Below are 20,536 nucleotides of genomic sequence, written 5' to 3'. Positions count from 1 at the left end.
CGTCCTTCGAGACGGCCGGCTTCGCCGGCCTCCTCAGGATGACGCTGTCAGCGGAGTGCCGACCCCTCACGCTGCGCACGCCAAAAATCCCTCCTCGAACGCCTTCCGGTTCAGGTCGCGGCCGATGAACACCACCCGGCTCTCGCGCTTCTCCTCGGGACGCCAGTCGCGCTGGAGATCGCCGTCGAGGATCATGTGGACGCCCTGGAAGACGAAGCGGCGCGGCTCCTTCGGGAAGGCGACGATGCCCTTGCAGCGCAGGATGTTGATGCCCTCGCGCTGTGTCAGGTCGGAGATCCAGGGCATGAACTTGTCGGGATCGACCTCGCCGGCCCGGAAGGAGAAGGAGATCATCTCCTCGTCGTGATGATGGTGATGCCCGGCCTCGAGGAAGTCGGGCTCGACCTCCATGATCCGGTCGAGGTCGAAGGCCTTGCGGTCGAGCACCTCGGTGATCGGGATGTCGCAATTCTGCGTCCGGTGGATGCGGACGGTCGGGTTGATCGCCCGGATCCGGGCCTCGACCTCGTCGAGCTCGACGGGCGTGACGAGGTCGACCTTGTTCAGGAGCACGACGTCGGCGAAGGCGATCTGGTTCTTGGCCTCGGGCGCGTCCTTGAGGCGGTCCGTCAGCCACTTGGCATCGGCGACCGTCACGACGGCGTCGAGCCGGGCGCGCTCGGCGACATCCTGGTCGACGAAGAAAGTCTGAGCGACCGGCGCCGGATCGGCGAGGCCGGTCGTCTCGACGATGATCGCGTCGAACTTGCCGCGGCGCTTCATCAGCCCCTCGATGATGCGGATGAGGTCGCCCCGCACGGTGCAGCAGATGCAGCCGTTGTTCATCTCGAACACCTCCTCGTCGGCGCCCACGACGAGGTCGTTGTCGATGCCGATCTCGCCGAACTCGTTGACGATCACGGCGTAGCGCTTGCCGTGCTGCTCGGTGAGGATGCGGTTCAGGAGCGTGGTCTTGCCGGCGCCGAGATAGCCGGTGAGCACGGTGACGGGAATCTTGTCGGTCATGGGAGCCTGCGCGGGGTCGGGCGGCCGGGCGGCCGGCGGACGCGAATGGGTTGCCGCCTATATCGCCCTCCGGATGGCGCTTGAGAAGCCTGCCGGACGCCGTCCGGCCTTGTCCGGATCGCGGTCGGCCGCGATGGTGCCGCGTCAAACCCGGAGATCTTGAGTGACCCGCCTTCGCCTCCCTGTCGCAGCCCTCGCCCTTGCCCTCGCGGGCGCGCTTCCGGCCTCTGCCCAGCAGCCCGCCACCGCCCCGCCGATCGCGCCCTCGACCGGCGACGGCACCATGATGATGACCGTCTTCATGCGCCACGATCAGTCGAAGAACCTGAACGAGATCAACACGATCATCCACAAGCAGGGCTATTTCGACCAGTTCCCGCCGGCCGGGGTCGAGGTCGTGTCCTGGTATGTCGTGGTGGGGATCGGCCAGATCGTGACGCTGAGATTCCCGCCCGAGAAGCTGCGCGAGATCAACGTCGTGCTCGAGAACACGATGTGGGGGCCCTACCGGACCGACTTCTACCCGACCTACGACTTCAAGACTGTCTACGAGCAGCAGCGCAAGATGATGCAGGCCCGCCCGAAGCCGCAGTAACGCACCCGCGCCCGCCTCAGCCTGCCTGGGGCGGGGTCGCGTCGGGCGCGCCTTCCATGGCGAAGGCGTTGAGCTTGTTGCCGTCCGGGTCGCGAAAATAGGCCGCGTAGAAACCGGGGAAGCGCTCGCCCGGCCCGCCCTCGTCCGTGCCGCCTTGCGCGAGCGCGACCGCGTGGATGCGGCCGACATGGGCGCGGTCGGAGGCGGCGAGCGCCACCATGACGCCGTTGCCGACGGTCGCGGGCTGCCCGTCGAAGGGCGTGGTCAGGCCGATCCCGGTGTGGCCCGGCTTGCCCCAGGCGATGAACTGCTCGGTTTCCATCATCCGGGCCGCGCCAAGTTCGGCGCACACGGCGTCGTAGAAGGCAGCCGAGCGCGTGCGGTCGTTGGTGCCGAGCGTGACGTAGCCGATCATGTCCGCCTCCTTCCCTCGCTACTTGTCCGTGCCGTCGACGGCCGGGACCTGTTCGACGAAGGCCTGGTCGTTGCTCACGCCGCGCATGAAATCGAAGTCGCAGCCCTCGTCGGCCTGGGTGATCGTGTCGTGGAGGAGCCGGGCATAGCCCCGGGCCGCCCAGTCGGGGCGCTGGCGGGGCGGGGCGGCGGCGCGACGGCGTTCGAGCTCGGCCTCGTCGACCAAGAGGTCGATGCGGCGTCCGGCGACGTCGAGACGGATCCGGTCGCCGGTCCGGACGAGGCCGAGCGGCCCGCCGGCCGCGCTTTCTGGCGCGATGTGCAGCACGATCGTGCCGAAGGCGGTGCCGCTCATCCGGGCATCCGAGATGCGGACCATGTCCTTCACGCCGGCGCGGCCGAGCTTCTTCGGAATCGGCAGGTAGCCGGCCTCGGGCATGCCGGGCGCGCCGATCGGGCCGGCATTGCGGAGGACGAGGACGTCGTCCGGCTCGACGTCGAGGTCGGGATCGTCGACCCGCTCCGTCATGTCCTCGACGCTCTCGAAGACCACCGCCCGACCCTCGTGCTGGAGCAGCCGCGCGGTCGCGGCGGAATGCTTGATCACGGCGCCGCGCGGCGCGAGGTTGCCGTGCAGCACCGCCATCGCGCCCTCGGGCTTGATCGGGTTCGCGGGCGAGCGGATCGCATCCTGGCCCGGCACCTCCTCGGCCGCGGCCACGATCTCGCGGAGCGTGCCGCCGGCGACGCTCCGGGCGTCGAGGTCGAGATGGTCGCCGAGCTCGCGCATCAGCTTCGGCACCCCGCCCGCATGGTGGAAATGCTCCATGTAATGCTGGCCCGAGGGCTTCAGGTCGATCAGCACCGGGACGTCCCGGCCGAGCTGGTCGAATTCCGCCATGTCGATCGCGTGCGGCGTCCGGCCGGCGATCGCGGTGAGGTGGATCAGCCCGTTGGTCGAGCCGCCGATCGCCTGGAGCACGACCTGGGCGTTGCGGAAGGCGGCCGGCGTCAGGAGGTCGGACGGGCGCGGGCCATCCTCGACCGCCATCGCGGCGGCGCGCCGGCCGCTCGCCTCGGCGATCCGGATCCGCTCCGCATGCGGCGCCGGAATGGTGGCGGCCATCGGCAGCGACAGGCCGAGCACCTCGGTGATGCAGGCCATGGTCGAGGCCGTGCCCATCACCATGCAGGTGCCGACGGACGGGGCGAGCCGGCCCTCGACGACCAGCATCTCGGCCTCGTCGATCTGGCCGGCCCGGTGCGCCGCCCAGTAGCGCCGGCAATCGGTGCAGGCGCCGAGCACCTCGCCCTTGTGGTGGCCAACCACCATCGGGCCGACCGGCACCACGATCGTCGGCAGGTCGACGGAGGCGGCCGCCATGATCTGGGCCGGCAGGGTCTTGTCGCAGCCGCCGATGATCACGACCGCGTCCATCGGCTGCGCCCGGATCATCTCCTCCGTATCCATCGCCATCAGGTTGCGGAGATACATCGAGGTCGGGTGCGAGAAGCTCTCGTGGATCGAGATGGTCGGAAAGGCCATCGGCATGGCGCCGGCCAGCATCACGCCGCGCTTCACCGCCTCGACGAGCTGGGGCACGTTGCCGTGGCAGGGATTGTAGTCGGAATAGGTGTCCGTGATGCCGACGATCGGCCGGTCGAGAGCGTCGTCGGAATAGCCCATCGCCTTGATGAAGGCCTTCCGGAGGAAGAGCGAGAACCCCTCGTCGCCGTAGCTGGTCAGCCCCTTGCGCAGGCCTCGCTTGGTCATGTTCCGCTCCGCTGGCCCGCCCGGTGTTGCCCACCTTGGGACGGCTCGAGACAGCGGACTAGCCCGCGGGGTAGGGTCGGACAAGCGACGCTCGGCAACTTCGTGTCACCTGAGCCCCTGCGCTTGCGCGGCGAGGGCGTGCGTGCTTCGAGACGCGGGCTGGCGCCCGCTTCTCAGCATGACGCCGGTGGTGGATTCCAGAACGGCGTCATGCTGAGGAGCCGACCGCGACGCGGGCGGCGTCTCGAAGCACGCACGAACGAGCAGGCGGAGGAACGACCATGATGACCGACGCGATCTACGGGGGCGTGAACGCCGCCGTCCTCACCCCGATGCGGGCCGACCTCTCGGTCGATCTCGACCGCATGGCCGGCCATTCCCGCTGGCTGTTGGCCAATGGCTGCAACGGGCTCGGCGTCCTCGGCACCACGGGCGAGGCGAATTCGATCGGCCTGTCCGAGCGGATCGCCGTCATGGAAGGGCTCGTCGAGCGCGGCATCCCGGCCCGGGCGATGATGCCGGGCACGGGCGTCCCGGCCATCACCGACACGGTGATCCTCACGAACAAGGCGGTCGAGCTCGGCTGCCCGGGCGTGCTCGTGCTGCCGCCCTTCTTCTACAAGAATCCGAGCGAGGACGGGCTCTTCGCCTATTATTCCGAGGTGATCCAGCGCACCGGCGGCAAGGCGAAGATCTACTTCTACCACTTCCCGGCCCAGTCGGCGGTGCCGATCACGGTCGCGCTGATCGGCCGGCTGCTGAAGGCCTATCCGGGCGTCGTGAAGGGCCTGAAGGATTCGTCCGGCGACTATGCCAACACGAAGAGCTACGTCGACCATTTCGCCAAGGACGGCTTCGAGGTCTTCTGCGGCGACGACAGCCACCTGCACCAGCTCCTGAATGCGGGCGGCGCGGGCTGCATCACGGCCGCCTCCAATGTCGGCTCGGCGGTTTCGGCGCAGGTCTATTCCGGCTGGGACCAGGCCACAGGCGCGGCCGCGCAGGAGACGCTGACCGCCATCCGCAAGGCCGTGACATCGGCCGCCCTGATCCCGGGCCTCAAGGCGCTCGTCGCCCGCAATACCGGCGACGATGCCTGGCTCAACATGCGGCCGCCGCACATGAAGCTCTCGGGCGAGGCCGCCCAGACGCTCTACGCCACCTTCGATTCCTGCGGCGTCACGCTCGCCAAGGCCGCGTGACGACCGTCGCAGGCTCGTCCCGGATCGGACCAGCCCGTTGAGCAAGCTGAAACGCGTCGAGCCGCGGGATCCCGGCAGCGAGGTGCCGCCGCCGGCGCCGCGTCGCGGCCGGCAGCGCCTCGCGAGCGAGCCGACCTCGCACCGCATCCGGCAGAGCGACCGCTGGGAGCCGGGCTTCCTGCGCCTGCCGGAGGAGACCGGCGGGCGGGCGCTGAGCTACGTCATCGACGGGCTCGGCATCTATTACGATGCGACCGCCCCGAGCGAGCTCACCGTGATCCTCGAAGAGGGGGGCTGGGAGGCCGACGACCTCATGCGGCGCGCCGAGGCCGGCATGGCCGAACTCCGGCGCCGCCGGCTCTCCCTCGACAACGATCCGCGCCGCCTCACCCTCGACGAGGCGCTGCTCCGGCTCGCCTCCTCGCGCCGGCCGGATTCCGCCTCGGCCCGCTCGGCCGCGGAGCGGGTGGTCGTCGTTGACCAGCCGCGCGGCGACCTCGGCCCGGGCTTCGCCTTGGCCGGCCCCGGCCGGTTCCGGCGCATGCTGGAGGCGGCCCAGGGCGAGAATCCCGGCGCCGAGATCGTCGTCGTGATGGATCCGGCCGCGCCCTTCGGGGCCGGCCCCGGCCATCTCGACGAGCTCGCCACGGCAACCGGCGCGGTCCTCGTCCGCGACCCGGTCGAGGGCTGGTCGGTCGCCGAAGGCTGCCGCCGCCTCTACACGGTCGCGACCCATGTCGGCTTCGAGACCTGCCTCGCTGGCGGCGCGGTCACCTGTTTCGGCGTCACCTTCTATTCCGGCTGGGGTTTTACCGACGACCGTCTCCTGACACCTCGCCGGACGAGCCGCCGCAGCGTCGCCGAGGTCTTCGCCGGCGCTTACCTGCTCTATTCGCGCTATTTCGACCCCTATGAGGGCCGGCCGAGCAGCTTCGAGGAGGCGCTCGAGACGCTCGACCTCGTCCGGACCCGGCATCGCGAGAACGCGACCCGCACGGTCTGCCTCGGCTTCGCACCCTGGAAGCGGCCCTGGCTCGCACGCACGCTCTCGGCCCCGGGCTTCCAGCCCGTCGTCTCCGATGCCGCGACCATCACGGCAGCGGAACTCCGCCGGGCGGACCGGGCCATCGCCTGGGCCAGCCGCGCCCCGCCCGGGACGGAGGAGGCCTGCCGGGCGGCCGGGATCCCGCTCCTCCGCATGGAGGACGGCTTCCTGCGCTCGATCGGGCTCGGCGTCGCGCTTCGGCAGGGGGCCTCCTACGTGCTCGACCGGACCGGCGTCTATTACGACGCGACCGGCCCGAGCGACCTCGAAACCCTGCTCGAGCAGCATGGCTTCGACGCCGCGCTCCTCGCCCGCGCCGCGAGGCTCCGCGCCCAGATCGTCGGCGCCCGGCTCAGCAAGTACAATGTCGGCACGGCCCCGATGCCGAACCTGCCGCGCGACCGCCCGGTCGTGCTGGTCGCCGGGCAGGTCGAGGACGATGCCTCGATCCGGCTCGGCGCCGCGACGGTGGTCGGCAATGCCGGCCTCCTTCGCCGGGCGCGCGAGCGCAATCCCGACGCCCTGATCGTCTACAAGCCCCATCCCGACGTCGAGGCCGGGCTGCGACCGGGCCAGCTGCCACCGGGCGAAGCCGCGAGCCTCGCCGACGTCGTGATCCGGGACGTCGCCGCCCCGGACGCGATCGACCGGGCCGACCGGGTCGAGGTCGCGACCTCGCTCCTCGGCTTCGAAGCCCTGCTCCGCGGAAAACCCGTCACGACGCATGGGCTGCCCTTCTATGCCGGCTGGGGCCTGACCGAGAGCCCCGCCTCGCCCCGCCGCACCCGGCGCCTCTCCCTCGACGAACTCGTGGCCGGCGCGTTGATCCTCTATCCCCGCTACATCGACCCGCCGACCGGCCTCCCCTGCCCGCCCGAGACGCTGGTGCGCCGTCTCGAGGCCGGCGATCCGCGCCTCACCCGCCGCGAGCGCACGGTCGAGGGCTATCTAAAGCAGGTCTGGTCCTTCGCCTGGCGCCGGCTGAACCGGAGCTGAGAGGACGACGCCCGCACGAAGACGACGGAAACACTACCACCACAAAGCCGCCGCCACGGGAGCCGGGACCGCGGAGGCGGTCTCGGCCGGTTGCAGCGAGCGGTCGAGAACCGTGAGAACACGGCGGGTGGCGGCGTCGAAGCCCTGCGCCAGAGGGTGGCGCGGACGGCTCAGGGCGAGCGGGATCTCGTCCTCGAGGCGGCCCGGCTTGGGGCGCATCACCAGCACGCGGTCCGCCAGCGTCACGGCCTCGGCGACGTCATGCGTCACGAGGACCACCATCGGCCGATGCTCCTCCCACAGCCCGAGCAGATGCTCGTGCAGGCTGGCGCGCATGAACGGGTCGAGCGCGGAGAAGGGTTCGTCGAGGAGGAGGAGCCGGGGCAGGGTCACGAAGGCGCGGGCGATCGCGACGCGCTGCTGCTGGCCGCCGGACAAGTCCTTGGGCCAGCGTCCGGAATGGCTGCCGAGTCCGACCTTCTCGAGCGCGTGCGCGGTGCGGTCTCGCCGCTCCGCCGCCGGCAGCGCGGCGAGGCCGAAGCCGACATTGTCCGCGACGCTGAGCCAGGGCAGCAGCCGGGGCTCCTGGAACACGACGCCGACCCCCGGATGCGGGCCCTCGATGCCTTCGTCGTCCAGGCGCATCGCCCCGCCGCTCGGCCGATCGAGCCCCGCGATCAGCCGAAGGAGGGTGGTCTTGCCGCAGCCGGACCCGCCGAGCAGCGCCACGATCTCGGAGGGCCGGACGGCGAGGGTGATGCCGCCCAGCGCGACCGTGCCGTCGGCATAGGTCTTGGCGACGCGCTCGAGCCGCAGCATCAGAGCCTGTCCCGCCGGACATCCTGCCATCGCAGCAGCGGGCGCGTCGCCAGCACGAGAAGCGCATCCGCGGCCTTGCCGAGGAGCGCGAAGGCGACGATCGCGGCCAGGATCTGGTCGGGCTTGCCGAGCTGCTGCCCGTCGACCAGCAGGTAGCCGAGCCCCTCCGAGGCGCCCATGAATTCGGCCGCGACGACGAACATGAAGCCGAGCCCGAGCCCCGACCGGAGCGCCAGCACGGCTTCGGGCAGGACCGCCGGCAGGAGGATGCGGCGCGCCAGTTCCGGCTCCGACAAGCGGAACACGCGGCCGATCTCGATCAGCTTCCGGTCGACGGAGAGGATGCCGCCGGCCACGCCGAGATAGACGGGAAAGAACACGCCGGCCGCGATCAGCGCGACCTTGGACGCCTCGAAAATCCCGAGCCAGAGGATGAAGAGCGGCACCCAGGCGATCGACGGGATGGCCCGCAGCGCCTGGATGGTCGGGTCGAGGAGGCGGCGAGCGATCTCGCTCGCACCCGAGACGACGCCGAGCAGGATGCCGGCGGCGGCCCCGAGGGCGAAGCCGACCGCGATGCGCCAGCCCGTCGCCCAGACATGGGTCGCGAGGTCTCCGGAGGCGGCGAGCCGGCCGAGTGCCGCGAGCACACGGCTCGGCGGCGGCATCAGCCGGCCACTCGCCCAGCCGAGGCCGACGGCCGCCTCCCAGCCGAGGCCGAGAAGGAGGGGCAGCGCCAGCGCCAGGACGAGGCGCGCGGTCGGCGGGCGCCATCCGACGCCGCCCGGCGGGCTCGCCTCGTCGGCGAGGTCAATCGCCCCGCGTCCGGCTTCGGCCGCGAGTTCCCCCGACATCATTCAGAAACCGGCTTCAGTGAGTGGGTTTCGCGAGATAGGCCGGTTCGATCAGCGCGTCCACCGCAGCCTGAACGTCGACATTCTGTTCGACGACGCCGGCTTTCTGCAGGGCGAGGCCGGCGGCCAGGATCGATGCGCGCTGCGGCGCCCCGATCGCGCTATGCGTCAGCTCGGTACGCTGGTCGATCTGCCGGTCGACCACCGCCGGCGGCAGCCTCGTGGCGGCCGCGAAGATGCGTTTCAACTCGGCCGGATGATCGAGGGACCAGCGCCGCGCCTCCTCGTAGATCCCGAGCACGCGGCGGACGAGCGCCGGGCTCTTGGCCGCGAAATCCTCCCGGACATTGAGGATGCCCCAGGTATTCGCCTCGGGCCTGCGGAAGAACAGGACGGCCCCGGTCTCGACCTCCGCCGCGGCCATCATCGGGTCGAGCCCGGCCCAGGCATCCACGTCGCCCCGCTCGAGCGCGAGCCGCCCGTCCGGATGCTGCAGCAGGACCAGCTTGACGTCCTTCTCGGTCAGCCCCGCCTCGGCCAGCGCCCGAACGAGGAAGATGTGCGGGTCCGTCCCGCGCGTCACCGCGACCCGCTTGCCCCGCAGCTCGGCGACGGAGGCGATGCCGGTTTCCTTGCGGGTCACGAGCGCGGTCCATTCCGGGCGCGAATAGACGTAGACCGCCTTGATCGGGTTCCCGTTGATCCGGGCGAGCAAAGCGGCCGAGCCGGCGGTCGAGCCGAAATCGATCGAGCCGGCATTCAGGAATTCGAGCGCTTTGTTCGAGCCGAGCGTCTGAACCCAGCGCACCGCGATCCCGTCCTTCTCGAAAGCGCGTTCGAGAAGCTTCTGCTCTTTCAGGACAAGACTGACGGGATTGTATGTCGCGTAGTCGATCCGGATTTCGCGCGGCACCTGCGCGTCGGCACGGCCCGCGACCAGCAAGGCCGAGGACGCAGCCACGGAACCCAGGAAAGCACGACGTGAGACGGCCATTACACGGCTCCCCGGACAACACACTGGCCGCGGACGATCCGGCCCAGGAGGATCACCGAGCCCGCGAGGCGAAGGGCGCCTCCGAGATGGGCCGGCCGAAAGGACGCCGCAGCTCTGGGCCAAAAGGCCTGATTCAGCCGTCTTGCTGCGTGCATAATAATGATCCGTCGAAAGAGGCCGGAATGTTGATCAGTTCTGCGGCGCGGGCAAGACGCAGATCGTTCTCTATTCTGACGCTTGCAGGAACTTTATTCTTCTACGTTGCACGGATCGGAGACGATCTCACCCGATTGCTGCGCGCCTGTTGCACAGGCCGGCCTCGAACCTGGTGAACCCGGCTTCCCGCAAGGGGCGGTACGGAAAGTTGCCAGGAGGGAAGACCGGGCAAGGCCTTTCCTGCCCGATGCCCGAGACGAACAAGTGCCGGGAAAATGTCTCGTCTCGTCTCGTCACGCTGCCTTGGCCTCGCTAAGCCCAGGCTCTCGGAGGAGAGCATCGTGGCGGCGCAGGCTTTGGGAACGCAGGCGGGAGTGGCGGAGCAAGAGGCGACGTCGGGGCCGAGGCGCCAGTCACTTCTCGCCGTCGCGGCCGTCATGCTCGTGGCGGGGGGCGGTCTTCTTGCAGCAGTCAGCCAATATGCAGGGGCAAAGCGGCAGCTTGTGGCGGAGCTCGAAACCGGCGCGGACCGTTTCGAGACCGTGTTTCGCGAGGCCGTAGAGTCCAGACTTCAGTCGCTCCGACTGGGCGCGGACATCCTGGCGCGCGACGAGAGCATCGCAGGGGCGCTGGCACGCCGCGACCGGACCGAGCTTTCCCAGCGCACCGTGAACTTCTACAACGATGTTCTCGCTCCCCGCTTCCGACTCTCCATTCTGGGCTTCCAGACCCCGGAGGGCATCACGTTCTTCCGGGCGCATCGGCCGTCGCTCCTGGGGGACGACGCCTCTGCGCGCACCGCGGTCGCGACGGCGCTCAAGTCACGCGTGTCGATCGCAGGCATCGAGCTCGGACGCATCGGTCCGGAATTGCGTGCGGTCACACCCATCGTCCTGGACGACAAGCTGGTCGGAAGCGTCGAGCTCGGCAGCGGCGTCCTCGAGCCGCTCCAGGTGGCAAGCCGAGCCACGGGCCTCGATTTCGCATTCGCGGTCGACGAGAAGGCCTCGGAGGCGCTCGACCGGCCTTACAATCCGCGGACCGACGTCCTGCGAACTGGCGCGCTGTATTTCGCCTTCTCCCGTCCCGAAATCCGCGAGATCCTGCAGGGCGCGGCCTTCGACCCTGCATCACCCGAGCCGCGGATCTTCGAGGCATCGGACCGAACGACTTTCGCCCAGACCATTCCGGTGAACGACATCGGCGGCCGCCCGATGACACGCATCACGCTCCTGCGCGATCTCACGGCTCAGCTCGCTGATCTCAGGACCTCGATCGCGCTGCGGACCACGGCCATCGGGACCTCGATCCTTCTCCTGGTATTGTTCGGCCTGTTCCGCTTCCGCAGCCTTCGGGCCGGCCTGGAACGGAGCTTCTCCGGCCGTCTGCAAGAGTTGCGCGAGAAGGCCCACGCTTACGACGCCCTTCGTCAACGCCTGCGCGACGTGGATGCATGGAAGATCGCCATCGTCAACGAGCTCGTTCTGCTGCTGAAGGATCCGCTCGTCGCGATCCAGGGCGCGCTCGAGACGGCCGGCGGTGCGCAACAGGCAAGCCGGACGCCGCTCCAACCGACCTCCTCGGCGCTCACCTTCGCGGCCGCGGAGATCCGGCGCCTTCGCGCGGCCCTCGACAGCCAGCTGGAGGTGATCGGCCTTCGCAACGGCTGGCGCTCGGTCGCGACGGAGCGGGTGACGCTCGGCGCGCTCGCCGGCAATCTGCCGGGCACGCTGCCCGGGGGGACGCCGGTGACGATCGTCGGCGAGACCGCGGATCTGCAGGTCGCCGGGGATCGTGCCCTGCTTCGCTCGGCCTTCGCGGCGGTCACCGCGGCCCTGGACCGGCTCACGGAGGCCGACACGCTTTCCTTCCAGGCCGAGCTCCGTGGAAGCGAGATCGTCGGCCGGCTCGCCGGGCCCGGCCGGTGGCGGGCGGACACGCCCCGGCTCGACGACACGGCGCCCCTCGGCTCCCTCGCGGCCGGTGAGCCGGACGACGGGCTCGCCGCGGCTCGGGCCGTCTTCGAGCGGCTCGGCGGGAGCCTCGACGTGGTAGCGACGCCGGGCGAGGTCGGCTTCAACTTCACCCTGCGGCCCGCCTGAGATGCTGCCGCAACTGTTCCGTCCCTCCGCCGCGCTGGCGCTTGCCTTCGTCGCGCTCTCCCTCCTGGTGCTGTTCGAGGGTCTGCTGGCGCAGCCGCTGACATTCCTGACAGGGCTCCCGCTCGCGGAGGTCAAGCGGGGCCAAGTCGCGACGCTGGCCTTCGTCGCAGCGCTGATCGTCGCCCGGGCCGTCCGGCGGGACTTCGTCCACGGCATCCTGGAGGCCCGGGCCGGCAAGGCTCTTCCGGCCCTTCTCGGCGACATCATCTGGATCGTGGTCGTTCTCACGGCGGCGATCCTGATCATGCTGCTCGTCTACGATCGGGACGTCACCGCCATCGTGGCGACGGGCGGCCTCGGCCTCGCGGTGCTCGGCATCGCGCTTCGCGACGTGATCCTCGCCGTCTTCACCGGCGCCGCGTTGAGCGTCGAGAACACGTTCACGGTTGGCGATCACGTCAAGATCGGCGAGGTGGAAGGAACGGTGGTGCAGACGACGTGGCGCAGCACCACGATCCTGACCTCGGCCCGGCGGCTCGTCTCCATCCCGAACGCGGCGCTCGGGGCCACCCTGATCACCAATTTCGACAAGCCGGACAGGAGCGAGCAGCGCATCCTGGAGGTCTGTCTCGACTACGACGTTTCGGCCGACTCTGCCGAGCGCCTGCTGCTCGCAGGCGTGCTCGGCGCGGCGGGGGTCTCGCTGGTGGAACCTCCGCGGGTCCACGCGGTCCGCCTCGAACAGGACGGCGTGATCTATGCCGTCCGCTACGTGATCGCCGACAATCGCCAGGGCCTCGCCGCCGACCACGCCATCATCAAGGGGGTGCTCGCGCGCCTTCGCGATGCCGGCATCGGCGTCGCCTATCCGAAGCAGGAGGTCGTCAACACGGACCGGCGGGTCCGTGTGGCCGACCGGCGCCTCGACCGGACGCTTCTCGTGCAGCAATGCGGGCTGTTCCAGGGATTGTCGGCCGAGGTGCAGAAGCGCATCGCCGACGCGCTGATCGAGTTGCAGGTGCCCCCAGGCGCCGAGATCGTGCGGGCAGGCGATCGCCGCGCCTCGCTGTTCATCGTCGGCGAGGGGCTGATCGCGCGCAGGCGGGCACGCCCGGATTCGGTCGGCTTCGTCGAGGAGCGCTTCGTCGCGACGCAGGCTTTCGGTCGCCGAGCGCTGTTTGCCGCCTTGCCGCATTCCGGCCAGACCTACGCGGCGACGGCGAGCCTCGTGTTCGAGCTCACGAGAGTCGCCTTCTCCGAGATCATGGCCGAACATCCGGAGATCAAGCCTATCCTTGCGGAGGCTCTGGCGACGGCGCCCCCGACCCAGATCGACGATGGGTTCGACGTGAGATCGCGGCGCGGACGACGTGGCCGGCCGGCGATTTTCTATCTCGGCCAGATGGAGGCGCTCGAAGCCGACCGCACGGTGCGGGATCAAACGCCGGTGCGTGACGCTGCGTCCTCGGCCGTGTGAGCCGAGCCAGCAAATCCCCGACCGCCTGCTCTAGCCCAGCAGCCCGCGCCCCTGTTAGCTATCGAGACAAGGCCCAGGAGCGGCCGGGTGGGAGGATTTGTGAGCCAGACCGTCTTCTCGAATGCTGAGACCTTCCGGCCCAACGCCCCCGTCCCGGCGCCGCGCTTCGCCGGGCTGCCGCGGCTCAACTTCGTCTACGGCCACAACGACCCGGAGCAGGTGCCGGCCGCCGAGCTCGCCGACTGCGCCGCCAAAGTCCTGGCGGAGAACGGCCATCTGCTCGGGATGTACAATCTCGGCCAGGCGCCGCAGGGCCATGACCGGCTGCGCCAATTCGTGGCCGACAAGCTCGGAAAACGGAGCGGCATCCGCTGCGCATCCGACGACGTCCTGATCACCTCGGGCTCGCTCCAGGCCATGGATCTCATCAATGCGCTGCTCGTCGGGCCGGGCGACACGGTGATCCTCGAGGAATTCACCTACGGGGGCGCGATCACCAAGGTGCAAAAACTCGGGGCCCGCGTGGTCGGGGCGCCGCTCGACGAAGGCGGGATCCGGATGGATCGGCTCCGGGCGATCCTGGAGGAACTGCGGAGCGAGGGCGTGCGGCCACGCTACATCTACACGATCCCGACCGTGCAGAATCCCACGGGCTCGATCATGGACCTCGGGCGGCGGCACGAGCTCTTGGCCCTGTCGCGCGAGTTCGGCGTGCCGATCTTCGAGGACGAATGCTATGCCGACCTGGTCTGGTCGGGCGAGCGGCCGCCGGCGCTCTACGGGCTCGACCCGGAGCGCGTCATCCATATCGGGTCCTTCTCGAAGTCGCTCGCGCCTGCCCTCCGCATAGGCTACGTCGTCGCCCCCTGGGACGTGCTCGGGCGGCTCGTCGCGTCCAAGACCGATGCCGGATCGGGCGCGCTCGAACAGATGGTGGTCGCCGAATACGTGACGCGCGAGTTCGACCGCCATGTCGACGCGCTGCGGGCGGGACTCGGGGCGAAGCTCGCCGTGCTGGTGGACGCGATCGAGCGCGAATTCGGCACCGCGGCCGAGATCTTCCACCCGAAGGGCGGCATCTTTCTCTGGCTGAAGCTGCCCGACGGCGTCGACGTGCGGAGCTTTGCCCAGGCGGCGCTCGACCAGGGGCTCGCCTTCAATCCGGGCCCGGACTGGTCCTGCGATCCCGAGGCGGCGAAGAGCCATATGCGGCTCTGCTACGCGCTCCCCTCCGAGGGCGTGATCCGCGAGGGCGTGGCCGAACTGGCCCGGATCTCGTTCGAGCATACGGGCGTCCCGGCCCGCAGCGCCAACCGGGCCCGGGCATGAGCGAGCCGCCCGAAGACGTGACCGAGGCTGCCGTCGCAGCCGGGATCGCGAGCTTCATGCAAACCTTCGGCCGGGTGCCGGAGAATTTCCGGCTGATGGCCGAGCATGCGCCCGGCGCCTTCGCGGGCTACGGCCTGATGCGCAGCTTCGCCATGCGGGGCGAGGCTGAGGGCGGGGCGCTCGACCTCAAGACGAAGGAGCTCGTCTTCGCGCTCCTCGACACGCTGGTCGGCCAGACCGAGGCCGCCAAGCGCCACGCCGAGGCGGCGATGGAGCATGGGCTCACGGTGCCGGAACTGGCCGAGGGGCTGGTCCAGGTGATGATGGTCGGCGGCATCACGACCTGGAATAGGTCGGGCGCCGAGGTCTTGCGGCATGCGGTGGAGCGGGCGGAGCGCTGAGCCTGAAGGTGCGCGGGCCGGGGCGGACGACCTCTCCGGCGAGCGCGTCCCCCTCACCCTGCCCTTCTCCCCCTCGGGGAGGGTTCCCGCGCAGGCCGTCAGCGCGCGACCGGCGGACTCCGCGGCAAGAGGAAGGTGAGGAGCCCCAGCGCCGGCAGCCAAGCGGTGAGCCGGAACACCTCGAGGATGCCGATCCGGTCGGCGATCACGCCAAGCCCGGCCGCCGCGACTCCGCCAAGGCCGAAAGCGAGCCCGTAGAACAGCCCGCCGACCAACCCGACCCTGTGCGGCACGAGGTCGATCGCGTAGATCAGGATGGCCGAGAAGGCGCTCGCCATGATGAAGCTGATCACCACGCTCAGCACGCCCGTCCAGACGAGGTCCGCATGCGGAAGGGCGAGCGCGAAGGGGAGCGTCCCCAGGATCGACAGCCAGATGACGCGATCGCGGCCGATCCGGTCACCGATGATGCCGCCCAGGATCACGCCGGCCGCCCCGACGACGAGGTAGAGGAAGAGCATCACCTGCGCAGTCTGGATCGGCACGCCGAACCGCTCGATCAGGTAGAAGGTGTAGAAGGAGGTGAAACTCGCCGAATAGGCGTTCTTCGAAAACAGCAGCACGACCAGCACGCCCATGGCGAAGACGACGCGGCCGGAGGGCAGCGAAACGGCCGCCGTGTCGTCGGCAGCGGACCTCGCCTTCGCGGCTGCGACCTGCTCCCGGCGTAACGCCGCGTAGCGCCCGGCTGTCCAGGCCATCAGGACCATGGCGGCGAGCGCGACCACAGAGAACCAGGACAGGCTCTCCTGCCCTTGCGGGACCACCACGGCGGCCGCCAGAAGCGGACCGATCGCGTAGCCGGCATGGCCCCCGACCTGGAACACCCCCTGGGCGAGCCCCTGCCGGCCGGCCGCCGCGTGGCGCGCCATGCGGGTGGCCTCGGGATGGAACACGGCCGAGCCGAGCCCGACCATGCTGGCCGAGACGAGGACGGAGCCGTAGCTCGCCGCAAAGGAGAGGCCGAGCAGCCCGGTCAGGGTCGCGCCCATCCCGACCACCATCGCGTAGGGCCAGGGCCGCCGGTCGGTAACGTAGCCGAGGAGCGGCTGCAGTAGGGACGAGGTGACCTGGAAGGCGAGCGTGATCAGGCCGACCTGGGTGAAATCGAGCGCGTAGGTTTCCTTGATCAGCGGATAGGTCGCCGGGATCATCGACTGCAGCAGGTCGTTCAGCAGATGCGCCACGCTCAGCGCCACCAGCACGGGAATCAGCGGCCGGCTCGCGGCGGTATGAGGCGTTACGGCGATCGTGGACATGGAGACGCCTTGAGCCCGCTGCGGTCGCTGGTCAACGTCGCCCGGTGGAGGGCTGGCTTGCGGGCCAGGCTTGCCCCGATGCCGGCGATGCAGGCGCGGCCGGGTCCGGCAAGCGTCAGGTCCGGCAGGCCCCTTCGAGGGCAGACGCCTCGGCCGCCATCATCCTGGCCCGGGCCGACAGCTTCTCGGTCTCGCTCTTCAGCTGGCCGCAGGCGGCCAGGATGTCGCGGCCGCGGGGCGTGCGAACCGGGGAGGCGTAGCCGGCCCGGAAGACGATATCGGAGAAGCGCTCGATCCGCTCCCAGGGCGAGCATTCGTAGGCCGTGCCGGGCCAGGGATTGAACGGGATGAGGTTGATCTTCGCCGGGATGCCGCGGAGCAGCCGAACGAGTTCGCGCGCATCGGAATCGGAATCGTTCACGCCCTTCAGCATCACGTATTCGAAGGTGATGCGGCGGGCGTTCGAGACGCCCGGATAGTCGCGGCAGGCCTGCAGCAGAGCCGCGATCGGGTAGCGCCGATTGAGGGGCACGAGTTCGTTCCGGAGATCGTCCCGGACCGCATGGAGCGAGACCGCCAGCATCGCGCCGGCCCGTTCGCCGAGCCCGGGCAGTTCCGGCACGACGCCAGAGGTCGAGACGGTGATGCGGCGGCGAGACAAGGTGAGCCCCTCGCCGTCCGCCATCACCTCGACCGCGTCGACGACATTGTCGAGGTTATAGAGCGGCTCCCCCATCCCCATGAAGACGACATTGGTGATGGCGCGATCGCCAGCCTCGGGCACGAGCCCGTCGGTCGGCCGGATGCCCCCCGGCCAGTCGCCGAGCCGGTCGCGGGCGACCACGACCTGGGCCGCGATCTCGGCCGCGGTCAGGTTGCGGACGAGCCGCTGCGTTCCAGTATGGCAGAAGGAGCAGGTCAGCGTGCAGCCGACCTGCGAGGAGACGCAGAGCGTGCCGCGATCTGCTTCGGGAATGTAGACGCACTCGATCTCGGCCGCTCGGCCGCCGTGATCCTGCGGATGGGACGGCATGCGCAGCACCCATTTCCGGGTGCCGTCGCGAGAAACCTGTTCGGTCACGACCTCCGGCCGGGCGAGTGACGCCGTCGCGACGAGGCGCTCTCGCAAGGCCTTGCCGACATTCGTCATCTCGTCGAAGCGCGTGATGCCCCGATGGTAGATCCAATGCCAAAGCTGCGCGCCCCGCATGCGCACTTCGCGCTCGGAGACGCCGGACGCAACGAGATGAGCGGCGAGGCCTGACCGGGTCAGGCCGACGAGCGAGGGAAGGCCCTGCACCGGCGAGAAGCCACCCTCGGTCGGCGTCGAGGGTGGGGCGATGCGGGGTTCCGCCGTCGAAGATAAGGAGGAAAGCATGTCGGGCGGTCCTGCCGGAAAAGGCTGACAGCCCGCATCGGCGGGCCTCGTTCAGGTGCCGGCCGCCATGGCCGTTTCGAGGGCTGAGAGCTGGCTCTCGCTCGCGGCCCGCTCCTGGCCGGCCGGGTTCCTGACGCGATAGTGGAATTCGCCGTTGGGCGTTTCGGGCATGAGCCGAACCACCTCGTAGACTGCGCTGCCGGCAGGATCGGGGTAGCGGTGCGTCATGCGAACGTGCTGTCCAACACGGAAGCGATGCTCTGCCATGGCATACTCCTGTACTGTCCCGAGGCTCCGCACTGGTCAGGAAGGCTCGGGAAATGGGGTCGGGCGCCCAGACGGGCTCGCGCAACCGGCGCATCCAGGCAAGAGACGCCGGGACGGCAGATACGTTGACGCCAGCATAGCATGACGACCAACGTATGTCTTGCAAAACGGCCCGGTCCAGCCGGGCCTTGAGCGGCCCGGGATCCCGGGCCGCGACCGGCTCCGCGTGAGGCGAAGCCGAGGCTGGATCAGGCCGCCTCGATCTTCGAGACGGCCAGCTTGCCGGAGCGCCGGTCGGTCTCGGTCTCGAAGGAGACCTTCTGGCCTTCGGCCAGGCTGCGCAGGCCGGCACGCTCGAGAGCGGTCGCATGGACGAACACGTCCTTGCCGCCGCCATCCGGCGAAATGAAGCCGTAGCCCTTGGTTTCGTTGTAGAATTTCACCGTTCCGGTGTCCATGACGTCTATCCTCTTACATTCCATGCCGGGATGACCCGCGACGTCGCGGGCTGCCTCGGCAAACCGATATTTGGGGGGAGTCTGAACGTCTGCCGATCACGAAGAAGGCGAAACGGCCCAGCTTCGGCGGCCAAAATCGATAACAGGGAGATAGGCCGGCCAGAGGGCAGGCGCAAGCCCGATCGGAAAATCGGAGCCTAAGGATCGCCCAGTCGCGCCTTTCGGCCGCGCCTTCGCGGCGCGACCGGGAGCCCTGGGCGCTACTCGGCGGCGTGTTGGGCGTGCAGCCGGGCCCCGCCGGCCAGGAGCTTGTTCAGGGCGCCGAGATAGGCTTTCGCCGAGGCGACCAGAGTATCCGGGTCGGCCCCGCGCGCCGTGACGCTGCGGCCCTCGGCACCGAGCCGGACCGAGACCTCGGCCTGGGCGTCGGTTCCCTCGGTCACGGCATGGACCTGGTAGAGTTCGAGCAAAGCCTCGTGCGGGACCAGCACCTTGATGGCGTTGAACACGGCGTCGACCGGTCCGTTGCCGTCCTGCTCCTCGGTCGCGTGGCGGCCGTCGATATCGAGCCGGATCGTCGCGCGCTGCGGCCCGCGCGTGCCGGCGATCACTGTCAGCGAGACGAGCCGCACGCGGTTGTGCAACTCCGCCACGTTCTCGTCGACCAGCGCCTCGATATCCTCGTCATAGACGGTCTTCTTGCGGTCGCAGAGGTCCTTGAAGCGCACGAACACGTCCTGGAGCTGGTTGTCGGACAGCCGATGTCCCATCTCCTCGAGCTTCGACCGGAAGGCGGCCCGGCCCGAATGCTTGCCCATGACAAGTGTCGTCTTCGACACGCCGACCGAGGCCGGGGTCATGATCTCGTAGGTCTGAGTGTGCTTCAGCATCCCGTCCTGGTGGATGCCGGATTCGTGCGCGAAGGCGTTCCGGCCGACGATCGCCTTGTTGTACTGGACCGGGAACGAGGTGGCGGAGGCGACGGCCTTCGAGACCCGCGTCAGCATCGTGGCGTCGATGCCGGTATCGTAGGGCAAAACGTCGGAGCGCGTCCGGATCGCCATCACGATCTCTTCCAGGGCCGCGTTGCCGGCCCGCTCGCCGATCCCGTTGATCGTGCATTCGATCTGGCGCGCGCCGCCCTCGACGCCCGCGAGGGTGTTCGCCACCGCCATGCCGAGATCGTTGTGGCAATGGACCGAGAAGATGGCCTTGTCGGAATTCGGCACGCGCTCCCGCACTGTCCGGAACAAGGCGCGATACTCGTCCGGCGTCGTGTAACCGACGGTGTCCGGGATGTTGACGGTAGTGGCGCCGGCCCGGATCACGGCCTCGACGCAGCGGCAGAGATAATCGATCTCGGTCCGGGTGCCGTCCTCGGCCGACCATTCCACGTCTGCGACGAGGTTCCGGGCGCGCTCCACCGCCGCGATCGACATCGCGAGCACCTCATCGGGCGATTTCTGCAGCTTGTACTTCATGTGCACCGGCGAGGTGGACACGAAGACATGGATGCGGCCGCGCTCGGCGAAGCGCACGGCGGCCCCGGCCCGGTCGATGTCGTTCGCGGCGGTGCGGGCGAGGCCCGCGACGATCGCGCGCTTGGTCCGGCGCGCGATCTCGGCCACGGCCTCGAAATCGCCGTTCGAGGCGGCCGGGTAGCCGGCCTCGATCACGTCGACGCCCATCGTGTCGAGGAGGTCGGCGACCTGGAGCTTCTCCTCGAAGGTCATGGTCGCGCCAGGGCATTGCTCGCCGTCGCGGAGCGTCGTGTCGAAGATGATGACGCGTTCAGGGGTGCGCGGGGTCGTGTCGGTCATGTTCCTGGCCTTCTCGCTGGCGGCGCCCGCAGGGCGCCCTCGGGCTGAACCTCGATCCCCTGAGCGCCCAGGCGCTCGCGCCCGGCCGGCCCTCAGGGGCGGCTAAGAAG

General features: G+C 69.6%; 18 protein-coding genes. 7 read left to right on the top strand and 11 right to left on the bottom strand.

Going from position 1 to position 20,536, the window contains the following annotated elements; all coding sequences use genetic code 11:
* Nucleotides 1-66: 66 nt before the first annotated feature.
* Nucleotides 67-1,026 (bottom strand): CobW family GTP-binding protein, encoded by a 960-nt coding sequence (locus tag ACFE87_RS17070; protein WP_375460852.1) that lies wholly within the window; start codon nucleotides 1,024-1,026, stop codon nucleotides 67-69.
* A gap of 163 nt (nucleotides 1,027-1,189) precedes the next feature.
* On the opposite strand from ACFE87_RS17070, the gene ACFE87_RS17065 reads away from it, so the two are divergent.
* Nucleotides 1,190-1,621 carry a hypothetical protein gene (locus tag ACFE87_RS17065; RefSeq protein ID WP_375460851.1) on the top strand — a complete coding sequence of 144 codons (432 nt, stop codon included), beginning with the start codon at nucleotides 1,190-1,192 and terminating at the stop codon, nucleotides 1,619-1,621.
* A gap of 16 nt (nucleotides 1,622-1,637) precedes the next feature.
* Here ACFE87_RS17065 and ACFE87_RS17060 read toward each other — a convergent pair whose 3' ends face one another.
* Nucleotides 1,638-2,036 (bottom strand): VOC family protein, encoded by a 399-nt coding sequence (locus ACFE87_RS17060; protein WP_375460850.1) that lies wholly within the window; start codon nucleotides 2,034-2,036, stop codon nucleotides 1,638-1,640.
* Nucleotides 2,037-2,054: 18 nt separating this feature from the next.
* On the bottom strand, nucleotides 2,055-3,809 hold the full coding sequence (locus tag ACFE87_RS17055) for an IlvD/Edd family dehydratase (RefSeq protein WP_375460849.1): 1,755 nt from the start codon (nucleotides 3,807-3,809) through the stop codon (nucleotides 2,055-2,057).
* Nucleotides 3,810-4,090: 281 nt separating this feature from the next.
* On the opposite strand from ACFE87_RS17055, the gene ACFE87_RS17050 reads away from it, so the two are divergent.
* Complete coding sequence (locus ACFE87_RS17050) at nucleotides 4,091-5,011, top strand: dihydrodipicolinate synthase family protein (protein ID WP_375460848.1); 921 nt, start codon at nucleotides 4,091-4,093, stop codon at nucleotides 5,009-5,011.
* A gap of 37 nt (nucleotides 5,012-5,048) precedes the next feature.
* Nucleotides 5,049-7,052 (top strand): capsular polysaccharide biosynthesis protein, encoded by a 2,004-nt coding sequence (locus ACFE87_RS17045; protein WP_375460847.1) that lies wholly within the window; start codon nucleotides 5,049-5,051, stop codon nucleotides 7,050-7,052.
* 33 nt (nucleotides 7,053-7,085) lie between these two features.
* Here ACFE87_RS17045 and ACFE87_RS17040 read toward each other — a convergent pair whose 3' ends face one another.
* The 3 genes from ACFE87_RS17040 to ACFE87_RS17030 are packed head-to-tail and all read right to left on the bottom strand — an operon-like array spanning nucleotide 7,086 to nucleotide 9,719.
* Nucleotides 7,086-7,871, bottom strand: coding sequence for an ABC transporter ATP-binding protein (locus ACFE87_RS17040; protein ID WP_375460846.1), 786 nt, complete (start codon nucleotides 7,869-7,871; stop codon nucleotides 7,086-7,088).
* Entirely contained in the window at nucleotides 7,871-8,728 is an 858-nt protein-coding gene (locus ACFE87_RS17035) for an ABC transporter permease (RefSeq protein ID WP_375460845.1), read from the bottom strand. The genes ACFE87_RS17040 and ACFE87_RS17035 overlap by 1 nt, the downstream gene beginning before the upstream one ends.
* Nucleotides 8,729-8,741: 13 nt before the next feature.
* A complete protein-coding gene (locus ACFE87_RS17030; RefSeq protein ID WP_375460844.1) occupies nucleotides 8,742-9,719 on the bottom strand; it encodes an aliphatic sulfonate ABC transporter substrate-binding protein in 978 nt (325 codons plus the stop codon).
* A gap of 497 nt (nucleotides 9,720-10,216) precedes the next feature.
* Here ACFE87_RS17030 and ACFE87_RS17025 point away from each other — a divergent pair, with 497 nt between their 5' ends.
* The 4 genes from ACFE87_RS17025 to ACFE87_RS17010 all read left to right on the top strand — a co-directional run bounded on the left by ACFE87_RS17025 (nucleotide 10,217) and on the right by ACFE87_RS17010 (nucleotide 15,184).
* Nucleotides 10,217-11,977 carry a cache domain-containing protein gene (locus ACFE87_RS17025; RefSeq protein ID WP_375460843.1) on the top strand — a complete coding sequence of 587 codons (1,761 nt, stop codon included), beginning with the start codon at nucleotides 10,217-10,219 and terminating at the stop codon, nucleotides 11,975-11,977.
* Nucleotide 11,978: 1 nt separating this feature from the next.
* Nucleotides 11,979-13,454 carry a mechanosensitive ion channel family protein gene (locus ACFE87_RS17020; protein WP_375460842.1) on the top strand — a complete coding sequence of 492 codons (1,476 nt, stop codon included), beginning with the start codon at nucleotides 11,979-11,981 and terminating at the stop codon, nucleotides 13,452-13,454.
* Between the two features lie 99 nt (nucleotides 13,455-13,553).
* Nucleotides 13,554-14,783 carry a PLP-dependent aminotransferase family protein gene (locus tag ACFE87_RS17015; protein ID WP_375460841.1) on the top strand — a complete coding sequence of 410 codons (1,230 nt, stop codon included), beginning with the start codon at nucleotides 13,554-13,556 and terminating at the stop codon, nucleotides 14,781-14,783.
* Nucleotides 14,780-15,184, top strand: a complete 405-nt coding sequence (locus ACFE87_RS17010) for a carboxymuconolactone decarboxylase family protein (RefSeq protein ID WP_375460840.1) — start codon at nucleotides 14,780-14,782, stop codon at nucleotides 15,182-15,184. The genes ACFE87_RS17015 and ACFE87_RS17010 overlap by 4 nt, the downstream gene beginning before the upstream one ends.
* A 98-nt stretch (nucleotides 15,185-15,282) precedes the next feature.
* Here ACFE87_RS17010 and ACFE87_RS17005 read toward each other — a convergent pair whose 3' ends face one another.
* The 5 genes from ACFE87_RS17005 to ACFE87_RS16985 all read right to left on the bottom strand — a co-directional run bounded on the left by ACFE87_RS17005 (nucleotide 15,283) and on the right by ACFE87_RS16985 (nucleotide 20,426).
* Nucleotides 15,283-16,503, bottom strand: a complete 1,221-nt coding sequence (locus tag ACFE87_RS17005) for an MFS transporter (protein WP_375460839.1) — start codon at nucleotides 16,501-16,503, stop codon at nucleotides 15,283-15,285.
* A gap of 115 nt (nucleotides 16,504-16,618) precedes the next feature.
* Complete coding sequence (gene rlmN, locus ACFE87_RS17000; RefSeq protein ID WP_375460838.1) at nucleotides 16,619-17,881, bottom strand: 23S rRNA (adenine(2503)-C(2))-methyltransferase RlmN; 1,263 nt, start codon at nucleotides 17,879-17,881, stop codon at nucleotides 16,619-16,621.
* 51 nt (nucleotides 17,882-17,932) lie between these two features.
* Entirely contained in the window at nucleotides 17,933-18,148 is a 216-nt protein-coding gene (locus tag ACFE87_RS16995) for a hypothetical protein (RefSeq protein ID WP_375460837.1), read from the bottom strand.
* A gap of 248 nt (nucleotides 18,149-18,396) precedes the next feature.
* On the bottom strand, nucleotides 18,397-18,606 hold the full coding sequence (locus tag ACFE87_RS16990) for a cold-shock protein (RefSeq protein WP_375460836.1): 210 nt from the start codon (nucleotides 18,604-18,606) through the stop codon (nucleotides 18,397-18,399).
* Between the two features lie 260 nt (nucleotides 18,607-18,866).
* Nucleotides 18,867-20,426, bottom strand: a complete 1,560-nt coding sequence (locus ACFE87_RS16985; RefSeq protein WP_375460835.1) for a 2-isopropylmalate synthase — start codon at nucleotides 20,424-20,426, stop codon at nucleotides 18,867-18,869.
* Nucleotides 20,427-20,536: the final 110 nt, after the last annotated feature.

This window comes from uncultured Enterovirga sp. (genome assembly GCF_964242715.1).
Lineage (GTDB): Bacteria > Pseudomonadota > Alphaproteobacteria > Rhizobiales > Beijerinckiaceae > Enterovirga.
Note: the sequence above shows the minus strand (reverse complement) of the source record. Positions and strands in the feature narration are given on the sequence as shown.